Consider the following 20,233-nt stretch of genomic DNA (forward strand, 5'->3'; position numbering starts at 1 on the left):
TACCTAAGTTTATGTAGCAAAAAAGATTCCTGTTCGCATTAAAATCAATAGCTAATTATTAGCTTAGCATAACTTGTTTGTTCATTTTTAATATAGATGTATAGCAATTTTGCATTCGGTTAATGATCAAGGTATAAACTCCGCCTTGGTTATTATCCCACAAAGGAATCACCCTTGAAGAAATTACTCTGTGCCGCATTATTCATGATGAGTGGCACTAGCTGGGCAGGCTCAGATTTAGAAACCTCTGGCGATGTATTGCATTTATTATTACCCGCTACTGCGATGGGCGCGACCTTGTTTTATGAAGAGGGTTATGACGGTAGTTGGCAGTTAATTCAGGCAGCGGTGTCGAGTCGGTTAATTGTTGAAGGTCTTAAGTATAGTGTGAGTAAAGACAGGCCAGACGATAGTGGCGATGATTCGTTTCCATCGGGTCATACCTCAGACAGCTTTATGGCGGCGACGTTTATTCAGCAGCGCTATGGTTGGCAATATGGTTTACCTGCCTATGTTGCCGCATCTTATGTGGGTTACACACGAGTGGCGAGCGACCAACATTATCTCGAGGATGTGTTAGCTGGCGCGGCGATTGGAGCGCTGGCGGGTTGGTATTTTACTCAACCCTATGAGGGGATTACAGTTACGCCGATTGCGGGTAACGGCGTTTATGGTTTATATGTGAGTGGTCAGTTTTAAGACTATTTTTTGGGATGTGAATCGAGATTTTTATGAGCGAATTATCAGCTGTTTACCGCGAAACTGCCGAGCAGATTTCTTACAATGTTGCGAATAAAGTATTACCAATGGCTAAATTACCGGGTGACTTATTAGCAGCGTACCAAGGTTTGTGTGCCGAACTGTTGGAAGACAGGGAAGGTAAATTTAGCCAAGCTTGGGCATCTTTACCTGCCAGTGCACGTAATCTAATGGAACAAGCCGCATTCCACGGTTTCTATATCGCGAATGCTTGGTTGCAATTGAGTCGTGTCGCCCAAGAAATTTCTGAGCAAGCCGATACCGATAGTGCAATCCAAGAGCAAGAATATAATGGCATTTTTACGCGCTTAGCCGATGAATCGCTCAAAGAAAGCCTACGTAAGTTGAAGAAAGCGCGTACCGATCGCGCTTTGCTCAATAGCTTTAAACAGGTGATGGCACCTTAGTGTTCTATTGAAATGAAAAACTGTGCCTGAAATGAAAAAGCCCGTTACTGCAAAGTAACGGGCTTTTTGCTGGCTAGCACAAACGCTCAACTAAGCTGTTTTACTGCAACTTAAGTCGCGGCAACGCTATGCTTAGAACGAAGTGCGTTTGTAACGGCGATATTCTGGACTCCAGAAATTGCCTTCAATCGACTGCTGTAAGATCTCATCGCTCATTGGCAGCGTTAACCCTTGTTCAACTGCGACTTTACCTACGGCGAAAGCAATATGCTTACTCACCGCATGGATATCTTCCAGTTTAGGCAGTAGTGGACCTGTACCATCGATTGCCAGTGGCGAACATTCGGCAAGTGCGCGACTTGAAGCCATCAGCATGGCATCGGATACGTGACGTGCGCCAGAAGCTAATACGCCTAAGCCAATACCTGGGAAGATAAAGCTGTTGTTGCACTGGGCAATTTCATAGGTTTCACCATCGACAACCACAGGCTCGAATGGGCTGCCCGTAGCGACGAGTGCTTGACCTGAGGTCCAATGCAAAATGTCCTTCGGTGTCGCTTCTACGCGGCTGGTGGGGTTCGACATAGGGAAAATAATCGGCCGAGCACAATGGCTGTGCATAGCACGGATGATTTCTTCGGTGAAGAGACCCGGAACGCCAGATACCCCAATCAGCACTGTCGGCTTGGCGTTGTTAACCACATCGAGCAGTGAAATATTGTCGCTGAAATTGCTCCAATTTTGGATGTTGGTGCATTTCTGCGCCAATTTTTGCTGGAATGGCAACAGGTTAGGCATGTTGTCCAGCAATAAGCCCCAACGGTCAACCATACACACTTGAGTGCGAGCTTGCTCGTCGCTGATCCCTTCAGACACCATTTGTGCCACGATAGCTTCGGCAATACCGCAACCGGCACTACCAGCACCGAGGAAGGCGATACGTTGTTGATTCAATTCAGTGCCTGCAGCCTTACACGCGGCGAGCAAGCAACCAACAGCAACCGCAGCAGTGCCTTGAATATCATCGTTAAAGCAGCAATAGCGATCCTTATAACGCTCTAGGATCGGCATGGCATTCTTTTGGGCAAAGTCTTCGAACTGGATCAAAGTATCCGGCCAACGCACGTGGACGGCTTGCATAAAGGCTTCGATAAACTCGGCATATTCTTCGCCACCGATGCGTGGATGGCGCCAACCCATATACATAGGATCTTCTAACAGCTGCGGATTATCTGTGCCTACATCTAAGGTAATAGGCAGGGTATAAGCCGGACTGATACCGCCACAGCTAGTGTAGAGTGACAGCTTACCGATAGGGATCCCCATGCCGCCAATACCTTGATCGCCAAGGCCTAAAATACGTTCACCATCAGTGACTACGATAATTTTAACTTTTTGACGAGTCGAGTTATTGAGGATGTCATCGATCCTATCTTTGTTCGGATAGGAGATAAACAAACCACGGTTGCGGCGATAGTTTTTCGAGAAACGTTCACAAGCTAAACCTACCGTCGGCGTATAGATGATGGGCATCATCTCGCTGATGTTATTTTGCACTAAACGATAAAATAAGGTCTCGTTTGTGTCTTGGATATTACGTAGGTAAATATGCTTGTCTAAGTCGTTATTGAAACTTCTAAATTGATCGTAGGCGCGAGAAGCCTGCTCCTCAATCGTTTCAATGGCATAGGGGACTAAGCCTTCGAGGTTAAAGAAAATACGCTCTTCTTCAGAAAATGCACTGCCCTTGTTAATCAGTGGGGCTTCAAGAATGGCAGGTCCTGCAAACGGAAGATAGAGGGGGCGTTTATTATCGTCCATGGGTAACCTTTTGAGTTATTGTTTAAGTGGTCAATACGTGCTGTAAGTCACGTAAGGTTATCATGAAATGTGATCTTTGTTGTCCGTGGAACGAGGTATTTGTGGTTTTTTTTGCAGCAGTAAAAAAGTCAGCTGTTTTAAACAGGATTTCTGAGGTTGTTGAGATGGAATTGTTAAGGTCTTGTTTATATCCAAACAAGCTCAGGTGTAGATAAAAACGGATATAAAAAAACGCAGCCTAAGCTGCGTTTTATGTCATAAGTTTAGCGTTATACGCCGCGATACTTAAGTGATAAGCCGCGGATAAAGTTACGCAGTATTTGATCGCCACACTCTTTAAAATTCTTGTGGTCTGGATTGCGGAACAGGGCGCTTAGCTCTGATTTTGACATTTGCACTTCGGCTAAAGCCAAAGCTGCTACTATGTCTTCTTCACGCATTTCGAGGGCAACTCTCAGCTTTTTAAAGATGAGGTTGTTGTTTAAACGTGAAACGGGCGCTGGAATTTCTGCACCTTCACGTAGACCGCGCTTCTCTATGATAAGACCATCTAAAAACTGACATAAGGTCGTGTCGTTACAAGCTTTATAACCTTCTTCCTCTTCTTTACGTAGAAGATCAATCATCTCTTCGACAGGCACTTCTCTTCCAGCTTTAGCAAAAATTTTAATCATTTTTGCATTGCTAAAATCAAACACGAAGCGCAAACGGCGCAAAATATCATTATTAATCATGGTCATCTCTTGGCGCGGCTGCGCTATCTGGTTTAAGAGCCCGCATTATATACCCAAACCACCTTAATTGCAGAATTCAGCGGGAATTTAATGGCAGTTAGTTAAGGCCATTTATTGCTCCGGCATAAACATTCTGGCAATTAACCTTTAATGATGTTGTACCAATAGATAAACAGTGCTGCGAAAATCAGTAGATAAATCAGGCCAAACCAAGAGAGGAGTTTCATCTTAGCGCCATATCTGTCTGTCTCGGGGAGCTGTTTGCTGGTCATTAAGCGGTAATTTAACCAAGCAAAAATGACTGTGGTCATGAAGGCCAAGATCATCACAAACTCGAGTAACGGTAAGAGTGCACCTTTAAAGAAGAGGATCAGTAATAAGCCAAAGGCACTGATGGCGAGCATGATCCCTGTGAGGCGTTTGTCTGAACTGGTCTTTGAGGTGAGTAACTGCCAGCCCATATCTAAGGTACGGCTATAGCCATCAATCACTGTAACTGTTGTGCTGAAAATACACAGAAATGCCACAATACCAATAAGATAACGACTCTCGCCGCCCATCACTTGGCTGTAAAGATTAATCAATTGATTAGCAAACTGCGCGCCGGAATCTGAAAAGTGTTCGCCACTGCCATGCATCACTAAAGCGCCCAAGGACAAAAACACGATCGCGAGGATCGCAGTGATGATATAGCCTAAGTTAAAGTCGAGCAGCGCCTGCGCTTTCGTCACTGTCTGGCTTTTTTGTTTTTCGAGCAACCAGAGAGAATTCCAAGCGCTGACTTCAATCGGGGCTGGCATCCAACCCATCATGGCGACCAGAAATCCCACATGGGCCCATTGCCAAGGTGAAGGAGAGGCAAAATTGCTCGCTAATGGTTGAGCGTGATCCCAAGCTAAGGCCACGGCAATTAAGGTGGTTAAGGTTAGGGCGAACATGATGATCTTAGTGAGTCTATCAAGGAGTTGATAATGGCCTAAAATCAGTAAAGCCAATGAACTTAGCAATACCAGCAGGGCTAACCAATCGATGGGCAGCGGAATAAATTGGGTCAACATAGCGGCGGTTAACATGCATACCCCTGCAGTACTGGCAATGGCGGCGATCACATTGAGCCCAGTAAACAGCAGTAAGTAACCTCGGCCCTGTTTTTGGTAGCCGTGCAGTAGACTCTCCCCTGTGGCAGCTGTGTAGCGTGCGCCAGCTGCAAAGAAGGGATACTTAAGTAAATTCACCCCAAGAATAACCCAAGCTAGTTGCCAACCAAATTCGGCGCCCGCCCGAGTCGAGGCGACTAAATGGGATGCGCCAATCGCCGCGGCGGCCATAAGAACACCTGGGCCCATGGCTTTAATGCCGAGAGTTAGGTGTGTCATCCAAGAGGATGAAGGAGAAGTTACTGAAGATTCTGTCATGTCGTTATTAAAAATGCCTGTTGAAAATTAATCTGGGGAATCGAACACTCCCTCATGTTAAGGCTGCGCTCATGTTAAAGCCGCGCTAACGCTAAGTGAGTGGCTCAACATTAAAGGTAAAGTGATTGAACTAAAAGTCGTTTTATTCAATTTATCTGTTTAATTTTTGACTGAGTAAAGTTTCAATGCGTTTTAAGCTTGCAGCCATTTCGACTACGATTTGTAACAGCGTATTATCTGGCTGTGCCGATGGGCTTATTGGGTGCAAGGGCTGGGTAAGCCGTTCTTTTTGTTCTAATACGCGGGCTCTAAATCGAGGCGCATCGACTATGCCGACTAAGCTTATCAATGCGCCTGCGCCCGATTGCCCTGCGGTTTCTACCGTGAGTTTATGCAGACCAAATAGGCGCATAATTGGGCCTTGGATCAATGCCATATCGGTAATTTTGTCCAAAGGCACAGTGTTTTCAGTACGAGTTAATATGCCCCTCCTGACAATAAGTTTATTGCTGGTGAGCTCGGCACTCATGTTGTTAATATAGCGGCGAGTCCCCCACAGCCCTATTGGAAACCAAAGTAATAACAAGGGAATACCTATTATGCTTAGGCTGAAATAGGCGGCCCCTGAAAGCAACCAATACCAACCTAAATGGGTTTCAAACTCTGCTTGATAAATAATCTTGTCTTCCATATTTCTTCCTTTAATTCTGATATTCAAATACTGCGACTTGTCTTGTAGGTTGAATTTTTAGTGCTTAGACCTTCTTTGATTCTCGTATGAGGAAAATACACTGCCTCAAATGTAACAAAAGCTTAACTTTTATTTCTCTGCCATTGACTTTGGTTTGTAACTCATTACCTTGTGTGTTGTTAATTTAGGGTTTTCTTATTGTTAAAATAATTTTAATGAGATAAATAAAACAAGGGAAATGTATGAACAGACCTCAGATTCTACCCAGTGCTTGTGCAATCGCAATTGCTATGGCATATGCGCCAACAGTGGCCCATGCTGCCGATAAAGGTGCAGAAAAAGTTGAACGTATTGAAGTAACGGGTTCCCGTATTAAACGTACCGATATTGAAGGCCCTTCCCCTATTCAATCGATCAGTAAAGACGATATTGCCAATATGGGATTTGATAACCTGCAGCAATTACTTGAACGCATGCCTGCCAATGGTGCTGGCGCGTTTTCTACCCGAGGAAACAGCCAAGATTCAACCGCCAACGGCGGCGCATCTATCAGTCTACGTGGTTTAGGCCCAGACGCGACCTTAGTGTTAATTAACGGTCGTCGTGTTGCGGCGAGTGCTTTTGCCGAAGGTATCACTAATTCCTTTGTTGATATCAATAATATTCCGGTATCAGCTATTGAACGTATCGACATACTGAAGGACGGTGCATCGGCTATTTATGGTTCTGATGCGATCGCGGGTGTGGTTAACATTGTTCTGAAAAAAGATATTGAAGGCATTGAGGTCAATCTTGGCTACGGTGATGCTTCAGGCACTGGCTACGATGAAACGACAGCGAATATGGTGTGGGGGATGAAGTCCGATAAGGGCAGTGCTTCCGTTATCCTCGACTATTTCAAAAATGATACTTTAGCTGCGACTGATTTAGGACGTTTTGGTGTTTCAAATCAATCACCTTATGGTGGTGAAGATTTTCGTTCTTCCCGTGGTTTTCCTGGGTATTTCTATGTTGATGGTGTTAAAACTATCGATCCTGCTTGTCCTGCTGATAGTGCAACCGCGAGTGGAAGTTGTTTATTTGAGTACGGCTCATACAATTTTGTTGCGCCGGCTGCGGAGCGCGTAGGGGCTATTGGCCAATTTGACTATCATTTTAATGATGATTTAACAGCATTTTTAGAGTTAGCGGCGCAGCACAATACCTCAATCGCAGGTGGAGCACCGACACCACTTGACGAGGATGCTGGTTTAACTGTACCTGGATCTCACCCGAATAATCCTTGGGGGAAAGATATTGAAATTGGTCGCTTCCGTACGGTTGATGCGGGGGCGCGACGTTGGGATATTGAATCCGATAGTTTACGTTTAGTTGCTGGTTTACGCGGTGTAGTAAAAGAGTGGGATTGGGAAGCTTCTGTTCAAAAAGGTCGCAGTGAGTCGACTCAAACGGGTGATCGCAGCCAAGGCTGGGTAAGAACAGATTATTTGCAACGTGAAATTGATGCGGGTCGTTACAATCCTTTCGGCGGCACGATGAACTCACAAGAGGTCATTGACGCTATTACCACCAGTTTAGTACGCCAAGGTTTGTCAAACATGACATCTTATGCGGCTAACATATCTGGTCAAGCATTTACCTTGGCTGGTCGCGACATCATGATGGCGGCGGGAGCTGAATATCGCGAAGAAGATGTCAGTGATGTGCCCGATGAGCAATTCCAACGTGGATTGATTTTTGGTACTGAAGCTGTCTCTGCGGCGGCATCCCGTGAGCAATATGCCGCTTATATGGAATTATCTATTCCAGTCACGGATAACTTCGAGTTGCAACTCGCTGGTCGATATGATCATTACAGCGATTTTGGTTCAACGACTAACCCTAAAGTCGCCTTTCAATGGGGAGTGACTGACGAGCTAACGGCGCGCGCGTCTTGGTCTACGGGCTTCCGTGCACCCTCGTTAGCGCAGATAGGTCTTGGTCCATCTCGCGAAAGTAGTTTCTTTGTCGATACTTACCGTTGCGCCGCCGATAATGTTGATTGTGAAGCCTTAGATTACAACACTGAATTTGAAGGTAACTCTGAGCTGGATGCTGAAGAATCCGAAACTTGGAACGTCGGTATGATCTGGGCGCCGAGTCAGACGTTTGATGTGGGTTTTGATATCTTTAGCATCACGCAAGACAACAAAATTGATAAACAGCCATTAGGCGATATCTATACTGCAAATTGTAACGATCAAAATAGCACAGTGTGCGAGCGCTTAGCGCCACAGCTAGGTCAAACTTTAGGTCCGATCAGTATTATCCATTCAAGCTTTATCAACTTAAGCTCTCAAGATGTACAAGGGATGGATGTCTCTAGTCATTATGGTTTTGAGCTAGATAGCTATGGGGATTTGAAGTTTGGCTTAGAGTACAGCTACTTACATAATTTTGAGAAAGATGGTCTGGATTACACGGGTGAGTATAAGTTCCCTCAACATCGCTGGTTACTCACCACTAACTGGACTATGGATAATTTTGCCGCCAATATTAATTTGAGTTACATCGGTGAATTTGAAGATACCCCAGATATCAATTTCGATGGTGTACTTGATTTTGAAAGTAATAAGTCTCGTATGATCGACTCTCAATTATTGGTCGACATGTCTGGTACTTATCGCTTCAATGAAATGTTCAAGCTGACACTAGGCGTGAACAACGTATTTGATGAAGAGCCACCATTTGCTATCGGTGACGGGGATACGGATCTCTACGGCTATGTTATTTCAGTACATAATCCTATGGGCCGCTACATTTACACTAAATTCACGATGAACTTCTAACTACCGCTTAGCGTCATTTCATTCGGAATGGTGCGTCATTTATGATGGGTGGTGTGATCTCTAATAAAAAAGGCCAATAATGATATTGGCCTTTATTTTTATAGGGTTAAACTTGTGACGGTTGAGTTTATAACTGCGTCGCTGCCCACTTTGCGCGACTTTCGCGGCTTTCACTCATTTTGGTCGGTTCACGGAAGGCTTTGTAGGCCTCCACGTCGAGGGCCACTAGGCTGACGTCGACTTCTAGGACCAGTTTGCACTCTTTCTTGATGCGCCAAGCGGCCGTGTTGTACAGCTCAGTAAAAGGCAGTGAACTTAAGAATTCGGGGTTGTATTGTGTGTAAACCGCTTGAGTGGGGTAGACCACGAAGGCTAAGTGACGCTTAGGTTCTTTCTTAAATAGTTCTTCGATACCATCGCAGGTGTTGAGCACTTGCATCTCAATGATGTCATCAATATCAAGCAGTTTCTTTTGTGCCAGCTCAGGTGCCAGTTGTTCACCGCTTTCCCAGGCGAGTACATCGGCTTCGCTATGGTTAGTCAGAGCACCAACTTGAGCCGTGCTTAAGCTGAGTGACTGGCGTAAGTAGCTCATTTCGATGGCATTCAAGCCAATGTTCTTAGACATAATCGTGTTCTCAATGCAATAAAAGTAAAATTAGTATTTGATCTTTAACCAGATTTCTTCAACCCATTCCCAAAACGACTCCCAATAGATATCGGTAAAGTCGCCGTTTTTCCAGAAATGTACTTGACCATCTTGGTCGATACAGTAAAAAGCATCACCTTGCTGACATATGGCAATCATGTCCCTTGGCATACCGATGGACCACGCATAGCAAGTCACTTCGGGCAGGTAGGTGTGCGAGTAGGGATCCGATGCTGTTACTGGCTCTATCGTGCCGTAAATCACATCACTGGCATACAACAGGTATTCTTTTAGCTCCCTTGGCAATGAAATCAGGATTTGCTCTTCGACTTCGACGAGCTGCTCAAATGTGGGTAATTCGAGTGGTACAGGAACAGTTTCGCTGCGTTCTTGGAGTTGCTCAATAATGTCGTGCATGGCATTTCCTGCTGATAGGGCTATGGCGCGGGATTATATACTTAAAAAGACGTTCGATGCGAGAGAGTGCATTTTTCAGCTTATTTTTAATATGTTTTTTCAGGCACTGTAAAATATAAAAAAAGGCGCTGGCACCTTTACAGATAACCAGCGCAAGAGTGGAAGCTTTTTAGTTAAGCGACCGAGGCTCTTAATAAACTGGCTTCATCAACCCGTTTATAGTTAAGCCATGCCTTGTGGTACAACTTATGTGATTCTTGACGTAATTGGGCAATCTGCGCGAGTTCAAACTCACTTAGTGAACGTTGTTGTTTACGAGCATTGGCCTCAATCCTTTGTACTTTTTCATATACCTTGTGTTCAGGACCATTTTTGATATCAGCGATATCCTGTAGGTGTAACTGCACTTCAGCAATCATGCCTGATTGGGGTAAGCGTACCAGTAGATTGAGATCGCGATAGCCAGAGGCTTTAGGTTCAGCAAAGCGGTTTTTTTGTTTCACAACTTGGGTGTGCTCATTCAAAGTTTGGTAGGCATGCATCAGATCTTGAATGCTGTCGGTCACAATACTTGCCCTTGCAAGGTCGGTAATTTGGCTGGCATCACCGTTAAATTTTGTCGCCACTTTATCGGCAGCTCTTTGGTAACTCTTTACTGGCGGAACAATCACTTGTGCCTGTGAATAATGGGCAATATTGGTGAGTAATTGGGCGAGTTCAGCTTGTGCATCATAGGCTTGGTGATGGAGCACGGATAAGTCATTCGAGGGTTGATGAGGCGCATCGAAGGTCTGACTGCTGAGTGCATATAGACCATGTAGGTCATGGCTTGATGCCTGTCTTGCACTGTAATTACCACGTTCTGCTTTACTGTCACTGATGTCGAGAGGATTTGTTACACCAGCGCGGCTCGATAATAAGAGTAGAAAAATAAAAAAAGTACGAAATAACTTAGTCATGCGGCCTACTTCCTTATGGGTGAGTTATTCAGGTCACGCACCCACCATAGGCTTCTATTGCTTAATTAAAGCTGAACCAACCATGAAGACTTGTTCATCTTGCGCATGGGGCTCAGTGGTTTAAGGAAATAAAAATGGCGCCACCTTTAACAGTGAGCGCCATTGTTGGCCAGCTTATGCCGCTGAACAGTGATTTAAATTTGGCTTACCAAATTTTTACGCGTTTCTCTGGTGCGATATACATGGCATCGCCAGGTTTTACATCATATGTAGTGTAGAACTCAGGCATGTTAGATAGGGCACCCAGAGCGCGGAATTCCGCAGGTGAGTGTGGATCGGTCGCTACGCGGTTACGCATGGCTTCTTCTTTAGCTTTTGCGCGCCAAATTTGCGTGAAGCCTATGAAGAAACGTTGATCGCCCGTTAAGCCATCGATAACGGGTGCATCTTTACCGTTAAGCGATTTCTTATAAGCACGATAAGCGATAGTCACACCTGACAAGTCACCAATGTTCTCGCCTAAGGTTAAGCTGCCGTTGACATGCAGATCATCAAACACTGCGTAACCATCGTACTGTGCGATTAGCGCTTTGCCGCGAGCAGAGAACTCTTTCAAGTCTTGCTCTGTCCACCAATCACGCATGTTGCCTTCGCCATCGAATTTAGCGCCTTGGTCGTCAAAACCGTGGCCCATTTCATGGCCGATCACCGCACCAATACCACCGTAGTTGACTGCATCGTCAGCCGCCAAATTGAAGAAGGGTGGTTGCAGAATGGCAGCAGGGAACACGATTTCATTCATGGTTGGGTTGTAGTAAGCGTTAACCGTTTGTGGCGTCATGTGCCATTCGTCTTTATCGATTGGCGCGCCCAGTTTGGCTAGTGATTTAGCATGTTCAACTTCGCTGGCACGCATAGCGTTACCGACTAAGTCGTCTGCCTTGATGGTCAGCTTACTGTAATCTTCCCATTTGTTCGGGTAACCGATTTTCGGGTTGAATTTTGCTAATTTATCCGCCGCAGCCACTTTAGTGCTGTCGCTCATCCAAGTTAATTCTTTGATGCTGTCGCCGTAAGCACCACGCAGGTTTTCAACCAGTGCTTGCATACGGTCTTTGGCTTCTGGAGTGAAGTGACGTTTGACATACACTTTACCCACAACTTCACCAAGAACGCCATTGACGGCTGCAACGCCACGCTTCCAACGAGGTTCTTGTTCTTCTTGACCATTTAAGGTTTTAGAGAAGAAAGCGAAGTTTTCATTGTCTAACGCTTCACTTAGATTGCTCGCCGCGTGCGTCAGCACTTGCCATTGCATATAGGTTTTCCAAGTGGCTAACTCAGTCGTTTTTAAAACTTCGTTTAATCCTTGGATATAGCTAGGTTGGTTAACTATGATATCGGTTTGCTTGTCAGCGCCAAGAGCGGCTAAGTAGCCTGCCCAATCGATATCCGGTGCCAGTGTTGGCAGATCTTTGACTTGATATAGATTGTAGGTCTTAGTGCTGTCGCGGTTTTCAACCACATCCCAGTGCTTGGCAGCAATGGCCGTTTCTAAGGCTAAAATAGCTTCAGCACTGGCTTTAGGGTTAGCAAGACCCGCAAGGGTAAACATTTTTTCGATATGGGCGACATATGCCTTACGGATATTAACGAAGCGTTCTGATTCGTTAAAGTAGTAGTCTTTCTCTGGCAGGCTTAGGCCATATTGATAGAGATGCGTTGCGTAACGGCTAGAGTTTTTCGCATCGATATCGATATAAAATGCTATTGGGGTACCCGCGCCAGCGATTTGGCTGTGGGCGAAGTACTTCACTAATTCATTCTTATCTTTTAAGGCATTAATAGCATCAAATTCGCCTTGGATTGGTGTGACTCCCAGCTTATTGAGTGTCTCTGTATCCATAAATGAACGATATAAATCGGCCACTTTTTGCTCGTCTGTACCAGCGGCGAGATTGGGCGTTGCAGCCACTTCTTCGATAATGGCTTTTACGTCGTCACGTGATTTTTCACGTAAATCGTAGAAAGCGCCAATGCTAGTGCGATCGGATGGGATCTCAGTGTTTTTTAGCCAAGTGCCGTTAACGTATTTATAGAAATCGTCTTGTGGACGAATCGCTTTATCAAAATTAGCAAATTCAATTCCAGAACCTAGTGCTTGAGTCACTGCCGCTGCGGTGGCTGTTTTAGCAGTTTCAGGTGCTTTAACTTCGGCAGCTTTGTCATTACAGGCAGTCAGGCCTGCGATAAGTGAGGCACACAGTCCCCCAATGAGTACTTTTCTCATGTTGTTTCCTTCGAGTTTATTATTGTGCCCATTATTGGGGCTGTTATTTTGGCAAAATGGGATTGCTTCAGGCGCAATGAACTATGTTAATGCCTTACTAGGAATCGAAACAAGGTCATTACAGTGTTTATCGTGGATTTATCTTGAGTGATATGTAACTAAAGGTTACCAGTGAGCATATTTAAGTCAGTAGCTGCAAAGTTACCGTATGCAGGCCTTTTCAGGTAAGCGAGCACTTCGCTTTCTCATTTTAAAATAGGGTTAATTCAGTTGCCTAATTAGTTTTGCAGGGTTACCTGCAACCACTGTTTTGGCTGCGACATTTTTAGTTACTACGGCGCCAGCACCGATGACGGCATCATCACCAATATTGATTCCTGGCATTATGATTGCGCCGCCGCCAATCCATACCCGTTTACCGATGTGAATCGCTTTAGCGGTTTCCAAACCTGAGCAACGTAGCTCGGCATCAAGTGGGTGACTTGAGGTATAGAACTGTACATTGGGGCCAATCATAGTCTGTTCATCAATAAAAATGGGGGCATTATCCTGCAAGGTGACATTGACATTGATGAACACTCTGTCAGCAAGAGTAAGATTAATGCCATAACTGATAAAAATCGGCGTGGAGATAGTTGCGACTGGCGATTTAAGGGGTATAAGTTGTTGGCAGAGTTGGGCGTACTCAGTGCTATTTTGAGCAATCGTTTGATTTAATTGTCGATTCAGTCGCTGCTGTTGTGCTCTTAAACTTAAGAGTTCGCTGTCAAGACAATCATATTCTTGGCCTGTGATCATCTTTTGGAATTCAGTCATAGCATCTTTCCCTATGGTGATTACTGTCAATGCGTAAGGGCTAAATAGAAACACAGCTCGTGTTGAGCAGCAATTCTTTGCCCTTTGAACGGGTCGGCTTCATAATACGGCAGTTTTCTTTATTGAAGTTGAGTATTAACGTGCGTTTAGACAAATTTATCTGTGAGAGTACCTCATTGACTCGCTCATTAGCGAAAAAAGCCCTGCATCGCGGTGATATTACTTGTGATGGCTTAGTCGTTAAAGACTCGGGTTTTAAAGTGACTGAAGGTATGTGTGTTTGCCTTGAAGGCGAGCCGATTGTCTTAGTGGGCGAGCGTTATTTAATGCTTAACAAACCGGTAGACACTATTTGCTCGACGATAGATGAAACCTACCCTTCGGTATTGAGCTTAGTGGATGTACCTAAGCCAGAAACTCTGCACATTGCTGGTCGTTTAGATGCCGATACTACAGGGCTAGTGTTGATTACCAGTGATGGTCAATGGTCGCATAAGATCACCTCACCGAAGAAAGAATGTGGCAAACGCTATTTAGTGCAACTCGCTGAGCCTGTGGATGCTAGTTTGATTGCGGTATTTGCCGCTGGCGTTGAATTGCGCGGTGAAGATGGTCTAACTAAGCCAGCGTTACTGGAGATTATTGATCCACAATTAGTGCGATTAACCATCACCGAAGGTAAGTATCATCAAGTGAAGCGTATGTTTGCCGCTGTGGGCAATCATGTGCAAGGGTTGCATCGTGAAAGTGTAGGGCAAATTGAATTAGACCCCACCTTAGCACTGGGTGAATGGCGATATTTGACGGCTGAAGAGATAGCTTCAGTCTGATGAGTTTGATATAAAAAATGCCGCCCGAGTTTTACTTTGGCGGCATTTTTATTTGTGCTAAATAGCTTTTATTACTGTTTCTTTAAAATCAGATGACCGCTGATGGTATTCATCTTCACGTTGGCTGCACCAGAGCCTGTTTGGAATGATAACTCTGTGCTTGGTACATATTTTTGTTTTTGCGGTACATCTTGGGTTAAACCGTTGTTGATTTTTCCACCAGGACCACCATTTAAGTTGAAGCTTGCATCGGGAACATCATTAAAGATCACGGTAATATCGCCACTCACACTTTCTAAATTCGCTTTGTTGAAGTTTTTAGCGAGTGACACTTGTGAATCTCCGCTGACGGTTCTGAGCTCGATTTCCTTGGTGACACTAAAGTTAGCATTCACTTCACCTGAGACTTGTTCAATCGTGACTTTTTCTGCTTGAGTGTGGCTTTTTAAGTCACCGCTAACGAGGCGATAATTCATTTCTCCTTTACTGTCAGTGTCCTGAATCGTGCCGGATACGGTTTCTAATTTGATTTTTCCATCAAGTGCTTTGGTCGTGATATCACCAGAGACTGTATGTAACTCAGGTTTACCACTTAAGTTGTTGGCGTTGATATTGCCGCTTACCGTATTCAAATCCAGTTCACCTTGAGTTTCGGCAACTTGCAGATTGGCAGATATGGTATCTGCACTGAGTTTAACTGTTTTTGGGACTTTAATGGTGAGCTGTGATCCTTTGTCATTATTGCCATTATAGTGGCGAGGCATCTTGTCTTCGATATTGAGACTATTTCCCTGTTGCTCAAACACAAAGCCTTCGCTCAATTCATCTAATGTGCCAGTGACACTCACTTCGCTCTTATCCCATGTTTGAATGGTCACATCACCGCGTTGGACTTTGATCTGCAGTTGAGTGTCGCTGCTGACACTTAACTGTTTATCAACGCTTTGTGCTGCTAACACATTGCCCATTAAGCCTAAACAGAGTGTCGAAACCAATAGGCTAGCTTTAGTGAGATTGCGGTTACTCATAGGGTGTTTCCTTGTGTCGAGTTTCTAATGGGTAATTTTTGGCCCTGTTGTAATAGGTCGAGCTCACGCTGCTGCACCCAAAGCCAGAGTTGCCAAAGTTGTTTATCGGTTGGATTTGCTTGTAAAGCTTGGTAAATCTGTGTTGCCGCGAGCCTTAGCTCAGTTAAACCTTGCTCAACGGGTGCGCTGAAGCTGCTCGTTTGCCACATTAGCGCATTTGGCGCCTGTTCTAGGTTGTCCACTTGCGCTTGGTGTGATGTTGCAATTTGGGTGAGTAATAAATGTAAGGCCGCATCCCCTGGTTGCTCTGGCATAGCTTGGTTCTGGGCAAGCTCTGTCTGCTGCATTATGAATGAGTTGAAATAGGGCAATTGGGTATATCCCAATGCCGCTAGAATAATAAACGAAGCCGCTATCGCCCAAGCGTGACTCTTCTGGGATTTGTACGTTTGGGGTATCAGCGTTTTATCCATGCGTTTTTCAATGCCTTGCCACAGATCATGTGTAGGCGACATCTCTTTGGGCGCGCTATTGATCAATTGCTCAAGCTGTTGTTCACGGGAAAGCGGCGTTAACGTCATTACAGCATCTCCTGTAGTAGTTGCTTAGCTCTATGGTATTGGGTCTTGCTGGTGCCGACGGCAATGCCAAGTAAGTCAGCGATTTCATCATGTTGATAACCTTCGATTGCACAGAGTACGAAAACCATGCGAGCGCGTTCTGGCAGTTTGAAAATTAACTTATCTAATCCGCTATAGCTGCTATCAGAGCTTAAGGGCTCAGTTTCATGTTCCAGCGGAATAAATCGTGACCAAAAGGACTTTTGTTTACGAATGCTGCTCAATGCTTGATTGACACAAATACTGTGTAACCAAGTGGAAAACTGACTCTCACCTCGAAATTGTGGCAACTTCTGCCACACTAAAATAAAACACTCTTGGGTAATTTCTTCGGCCATAGCGCTATGGCCGCAAAGGCGCAGTGATAGGGCGTAAATACGTTGGTAATGGCTTTGATACAGCAACTTGAAGGCAGTTTTGTCTCCTTGGCTCGCTAAGGTGACCAGTTCAAAGTCAGACATTGAGCCATTGAGTGGGAGGATCCCTGCTGTCACTGTAATTTCCTGCCATAATGATTGAGTGTTGTAGTTTTGACGCAGTGGGCGCTACAAAAGGTTTGGAACCTTAAAAAATATATTTTATTTAGATCAATTATCCAGCGTAACATTTTTGTAATTTGTAGTAGAATTCGCCCGAAAAAGTACTGCTAAGCTAATGAAGTAATTCATTTTATATCAATTGATATTATGACACTTACATCTGCTTTGAGACGGTATATTTAACGTAATTAAAACGAAATACTTTGTAGTAACGGTAGGGGATCACCCTGAAGAACTAAGTTAAAAATAATGCGGTACTCACAGTATGGGAGCTTAAATCGACAAGCTATCAAAGTATTTGATGTGAACTTTTAATGTATTGCTATGTTTGCGCTGTTAAAGGCTTAATTTCCAGCTATCTTTTTAAGATAGATTATATATTCGGGGACTTTCTATGCTAATCCGCTCAAAGTTGTTACTCAGTGCTGCAGTGTCTATTTCGGCACTAATTGCCATGTTTGGATTACAACTCTATTCAAATTCGGTGAAATCGGAACTTTCTAACGCGGCTCAAAGTGTGCTTGATTTAGAGCGCGACGTCTTAATTTTGCGTAAAAATGAAAAGGACTTTTTCGCTCGCAAGGATTTGAAATATGTCGAGCTGCATAAGCAAAGCCACATGGCAATCGACAGTATTGTCCCTGAGTTAGAGAAAGTCTTTAAAGAATATGGGGTGTCGACTGCCTCACTTGAAAGTTTTGACCGTAATTTAAATCAGTATCAAGCCGCTTTTTCTGAAGTGGTGCAGCTACAACAAGAGATTGGCTTAACACCTAAAACAGGTTTGTACGGTACGTTACGAGCTGCGGTGCATAACGTTGAAACGCTACTCAAGGAATTTGATCAGCCCGCACTCGAAGCCGCAATGCTGCAACTTAGGCGTAACGAAAAGGATTTTATGCTGCGTCGTGAGCTAAGTTATGTCGAAACCTTCGATACTAATATTAGTAAGTTTAATGACAAGCTTCATGCCTCGAGTATCGATATTGATACTCAACGAAAAATTGAAGAGCTTATTACTCAATATCAAAAGGATTTCAAAAGCTTAATTAATAAAGAACAGCAGCTTGGTTTGACCGAAAATGACGGTACTATGGCGCGAGTTTTAGCTGCAAACCAGCAAACTGAGAGCAGTACGAGTGACTTGAAAAATTTGGCTCTTAAGGCCATTGATGATGCTGAGAGTAGTAGTGTTAATGTCGGTATTACTGTGTTTATCTTTATTGCGTTACTACTATCAATCATTACCTACTTGATTATCCGCAGTATTATCGCGCCTGTTGAGCGTATCACGCAGATCATTTCTCGCATCGAAGTGAGTAAAGATCTGACATTGAGGTGTGATGCTTCTACCCAAGATGAACTTGGTGAAATTGCACAGCATTTCAATAGCATGGTGAGTAGCTTCCAACAGCTGATTGAGCAAGTGATTGAGTCGGTCGCAACGATTAACACTTCCTGTAAACGTGTTTCAGAAAATGCCATGCTCGCCTCCGAAGGTGTGGGTCAACAACTTAATGAGACCGACATGGTCGCAACAGCAATCACTGAGATGGGCGCAACGATTGAGGAAATCGCTAAAACAACCGAATTAGCTGCATCAAAAGCGGGTCAGACCCACGATAATGCCCAAAGTGGTCAATTAGAGGTTGAGCAAACGATACATAAAATCCAGTCACTTGCTGAGCAGCTGAATAGCTCTGCAGCGGTCGTTAACGAATTGGAACGTGACAGCGAGACTATCGGTAGCGTGCTAGATGTGATCCGCGGCATTGCTGAGCAGACTAACCTTTTAGCCTTGAACGCTGCGATTGAAGCGGCGCGTGCGGGTGAGCAGGGCCGTGGTTTTGCTGTGGTTGCCGATGAAGTGCGTAACTTAGCGATGCGGACGCAATCGTCAACCCAAGAGATTGCTAACATCATTCAAACCCTGCAGACGCGTACCCGATCGATTGTGCAATTGATGGAATCTAGCCAAAAACAAGGCGTTGAAAGCGCTGAACAAGCGGCAAGTGCTGGCGCTTTATTGAAGCTTATCAATAACGACGTGCGTAATATTATGGACATGAGCACTCAAATTGCGGCGGCTATTGAAGAGCAAAGTATGGTGGCGGCTGAAGTGAACAAGAACGTGGTGGTGATCCGCGATATCGCTGAGGAGTCATCCCATGCGGCAGATGCAAATGCGTCCGCATCGGATGAGCTTAAGGCGCAGGCTGAGTTCTTATTCCGTGCGGTGAGTAATTTTAAAATCTAATGTGTAGAAGCCAGTTTACATCTGATGATCAGAAGCTGGCTTAAAAAATACACTAACAAAAACGCACTCCGAGGAGTGCGTTTTTATGTCTGAGTGGTTAGCTCTGCAAGCTTAGTGATTCGTTAAAACAGTAAGCTGTGCATTGGAACCACTCAGATTAGTCAGAACGTTCAGTAACAGAACTATTAGTGACGGAACATGGCAGAAATAGACTCTTCGTTGCTTACGCGACGAATTGCCTCAGCCAGTACCGCAGACATAGTTAACTGAGTCACTTTAGCCACTTTCAACATTTCTGGGCTTAAAGGAACAGTGTCAGTCACAATCACTTCATCAATCACTGAGTTAGCGATATTTTCAGCCGCTTTGCCTGAGAAGACTGGGTGAGTTGCGTAAGCAAATACGCGGTTCGCACCATGTTCTTTTAAGGCTTCAGCCGCTTTACACAGAGTGCCGCCTGTGTCGATCATATCGTCAACGATAATGCAGTCACGACCTTGAACATCACCAATGATGTGCATAACTTGCGCAACGTTCGCTTGTGGGCGACGTTTATCAATGATCGCTAAATCAGAATCATCCAACAGTTTTGCTACTGCGCGAGCGCGAACAACACCACCGATGTCTGGAGAAACAACGACTGGATTATCTAAGTTCTTCGCTAACATATCTTCTAGCAGCACTGGGCTACCAAATACGTTATCAACAGGAACGTCGAAGAAACCTTGGATTTGCTCAGCGTGCAGGTCACAGGTCAGAACGCGGTCAACACCCACGCTAGACAGGAAATCGGCAACCACTTTTGCAGTAATAGGTACACGGGCGCTACGAACGCGACGGTCTTGACGAGCATAACCAAAGTAAGGAATAACAGCTGTGATACGGCCAGCAGATGCACGGCGCAGCGCGTCAACCATCACGATGAGTTCCATCAGGTTGTCGTTTGTCGGCGCACAAGTGGATTGGATGATGAACACATCGGCTCCACGTACATTTTCGTTAATTTGGACACTGATTTCACCATCGCTGAAACGACCAACCACTGCGTCTCCGAGTTTGCAAAATAGACGATCGGCTATCTTTTTAGCGAGACTGGGGGTGGCGTTCCCAGCAAAGAGCTTGATGTCGGGCACTGTATGAACCTCAGGCGTTTGCTTTATATTTTAGTGGCTA

Annotated in this window: 18 protein-coding genes; 5 read left to right on the top strand and 13 right to left on the bottom strand. The window is 44.8% G+C overall.

Going from position 1 to position 20,233, the window contains the following annotated elements; all coding sequences use genetic code 11:
- Nucleotides 1–174 precede the first annotated feature (174 nt).
- Both HUB64_RS07855 and HUB64_RS07860 read left to right on the top strand, forming a co-directional pair.
- The gene (locus HUB64_RS07855; RefSeq protein ID WP_105250166.1) at nt 175–699 is read left to right on the top strand and encodes a phosphatase PAP2 family protein; all 525 of its coding nucleotides are present in this window, start codon (nt 175–177) and stop codon (nt 697–699) included.
- Nucleotides 700–731: 32 nt separating this feature from the next.
- Nucleotides 732–1,166, top strand: a complete 435-nt coding sequence (locus tag HUB64_RS07860; protein ID WP_105250165.1) for a DUF3069 domain-containing protein — start codon at nt 732–734, stop codon at nt 1,164–1,166.
- A 132-nt stretch (nt 1,167–1,298) separates the two neighbouring features.
- Here the strand turns inward: HUB64_RS07860 and HUB64_RS07865 are convergent, their stop codons facing one another.
- The 4 genes from HUB64_RS07865 to HUB64_RS07880 form a co-directional block, all read right to left on the bottom strand.
- Complete coding sequence (locus HUB64_RS07865) at nt 1,299–2,987, bottom strand: NAD-dependent malic enzyme (RefSeq protein WP_105250164.1); 1,689 nt, start codon at nt 2,985–2,987, stop codon at nt 1,299–1,301.
- 269 nt (nt 2,988–3,256) lie between these two features.
- Complete coding sequence (locus tag HUB64_RS07870) at nt 3,257–3,721, bottom strand: DUF1456 family protein (RefSeq protein ID WP_168824742.1); 465 nt, start codon at nt 3,719–3,721, stop codon at nt 3,257–3,259.
- A gap of 140 nt (nt 3,722–3,861) precedes the next feature.
- A complete protein-coding gene (locus HUB64_RS07875; protein WP_173242876.1) occupies nt 3,862–5,136 on the bottom strand; it encodes an Nramp family divalent metal transporter in 1,275 nt (424 codons plus the stop codon).
- Between the two features lie 151 nt (nt 5,137–5,287).
- On the bottom strand, nt 5,288–5,827 hold the full coding sequence (locus tag HUB64_RS07880; protein WP_113939056.1) for a PH domain-containing protein: 540 nt from the start codon (nt 5,825–5,827) through the stop codon (nt 5,288–5,290).
- Between the two features lie 242 nt (nt 5,828–6,069).
- Between HUB64_RS07880 and HUB64_RS07885 the strand changes: the two genes are divergently transcribed.
- Nucleotides 6,070–8,655 (top strand): TonB-dependent receptor, encoded by a 2,586-nt coding sequence (locus HUB64_RS07885; protein ID WP_113939055.1) that lies wholly within the window; start codon nt 6,070–6,072, stop codon nt 8,653–8,655.
- Between the two features lie 127 nt (nt 8,656–8,782).
- On the opposite strand, the gene HUB64_RS07890 is transcribed toward HUB64_RS07885, so the two are convergent.
- From HUB64_RS07890 to HUB64_RS07910, 5 genes are all read right to left on the bottom strand, one after another.
- A complete protein-coding gene (locus tag HUB64_RS07890) occupies nt 8,783–9,283 on the bottom strand; it encodes a DUF4447 family protein (RefSeq protein WP_173242879.1) in 501 nt (166 codons plus the stop codon).
- A 30-nt stretch (nt 9,284–9,313) separates the two neighbouring features.
- Nucleotides 9,314–9,721: an SMI1/KNR4 family protein gene (locus HUB64_RS07895; protein ID WP_113939053.1), complete on the bottom strand. Its 408-nt coding sequence runs from the start codon at nt 9,719–9,721 to the stop codon at nt 9,314–9,316.
- 173 nt (nt 9,722–9,894) lie between these two features.
- Nucleotides 9,895–10,680, bottom strand: coding sequence for a RelA/SpoT domain-containing protein (locus HUB64_RS07900; RefSeq protein ID WP_173242882.1), 786 nt, complete (start codon nt 10,678–10,680; stop codon nt 9,895–9,897).
- Between the two features lie 205 nt (nt 10,681–10,885).
- Nucleotides 10,886–12,970, bottom strand: coding sequence for a M13 family metallopeptidase (locus HUB64_RS07905; protein WP_168824750.1), 2,085 nt, complete (start codon nt 12,968–12,970; stop codon nt 10,886–10,888).
- Between the two features lie 261 nt (nt 12,971–13,231).
- Nucleotides 13,232–13,786, bottom strand: coding sequence for a sugar O-acetyltransferase (locus tag HUB64_RS07910; protein ID WP_173242885.1), 555 nt, complete (start codon nt 13,784–13,786; stop codon nt 13,232–13,234).
- A gap of 77 nt (nt 13,787–13,863) precedes the next feature.
- On the opposite strand from HUB64_RS07910, the gene rsuA reads away from it, so the two are divergent.
- A complete protein-coding gene (rsuA, locus tag HUB64_RS07915; protein WP_173248550.1) occupies nt 13,864–14,616 on the top strand; it encodes a 16S rRNA pseudouridine(516) synthase RsuA in 753 nt (250 codons plus the stop codon).
- Between the two features lie 71 nt (nt 14,617–14,687).
- Here rsuA and HUB64_RS07920 read toward each other — a convergent pair whose 3' ends face one another.
- From HUB64_RS07920 to HUB64_RS07930, 3 genes are read right to left on the bottom strand one after another with little or no spacing between them, the layout of a single operon-like run.
- Nucleotides 14,688–15,644: a DUF4097 family beta strand repeat-containing protein gene (locus HUB64_RS07920; RefSeq protein ID WP_105250154.1), complete on the bottom strand. Its 957-nt coding sequence runs from the start codon at nt 15,642–15,644 to the stop codon at nt 14,688–14,690.
- Nucleotides 15,641–16,225 carry an anti-sigma factor gene (locus HUB64_RS07925; RefSeq protein ID WP_113939048.1) on the bottom strand — a complete coding sequence of 195 codons (585 nt, stop codon included), beginning with the start codon at nt 16,223–16,225 and terminating at the stop codon, nt 15,641–15,643. Before HUB64_RS07925 ends, HUB64_RS07920 begins: the two co-directional genes overlap by 4 nt.
- The gene (locus tag HUB64_RS07930; RefSeq protein WP_105250152.1) at nt 16,225–16,758 is read right to left on the bottom strand and encodes an RNA polymerase sigma factor; all 534 of its coding nucleotides are present in this window, start codon (nt 16,756–16,758) and stop codon (nt 16,225–16,227) included. Before HUB64_RS07930 ends, HUB64_RS07925 begins: the two co-directional genes overlap by 1 nt.
- A 439-nt stretch (nt 16,759–17,197) precedes the next feature.
- Between HUB64_RS07930 and HUB64_RS07935 the strand changes: the two genes are divergently transcribed.
- Nucleotides 17,198–19,060 (top strand): methyl-accepting chemotaxis protein, encoded by a 1,863-nt coding sequence (locus HUB64_RS07935; RefSeq protein WP_173496755.1) that lies wholly within the window; start codon nt 17,198–17,200, stop codon nt 19,058–19,060.
- A 185-nt stretch (nt 19,061–19,245) separates the two neighbouring features.
- On the opposite strand, the gene HUB64_RS07940 is transcribed toward HUB64_RS07935, so the two are convergent.
- Entirely contained in the window at nt 19,246–20,193 is a 948-nt protein-coding gene (locus HUB64_RS07940; RefSeq protein WP_006080255.1) for a ribose-phosphate pyrophosphokinase, read from the bottom strand.
- Between the last annotated feature and the right edge of the window lie 40 nt (nt 20,194–20,233).

It is taken from the genome of Shewanella sp. ISTPL2 (genome assembly GCF_013283205.1).
GTDB classification, from domain to species: Bacteria; Pseudomonadota; Gammaproteobacteria; order Enterobacterales; family Shewanellaceae; genus Shewanella; species Shewanella oncorhynchi.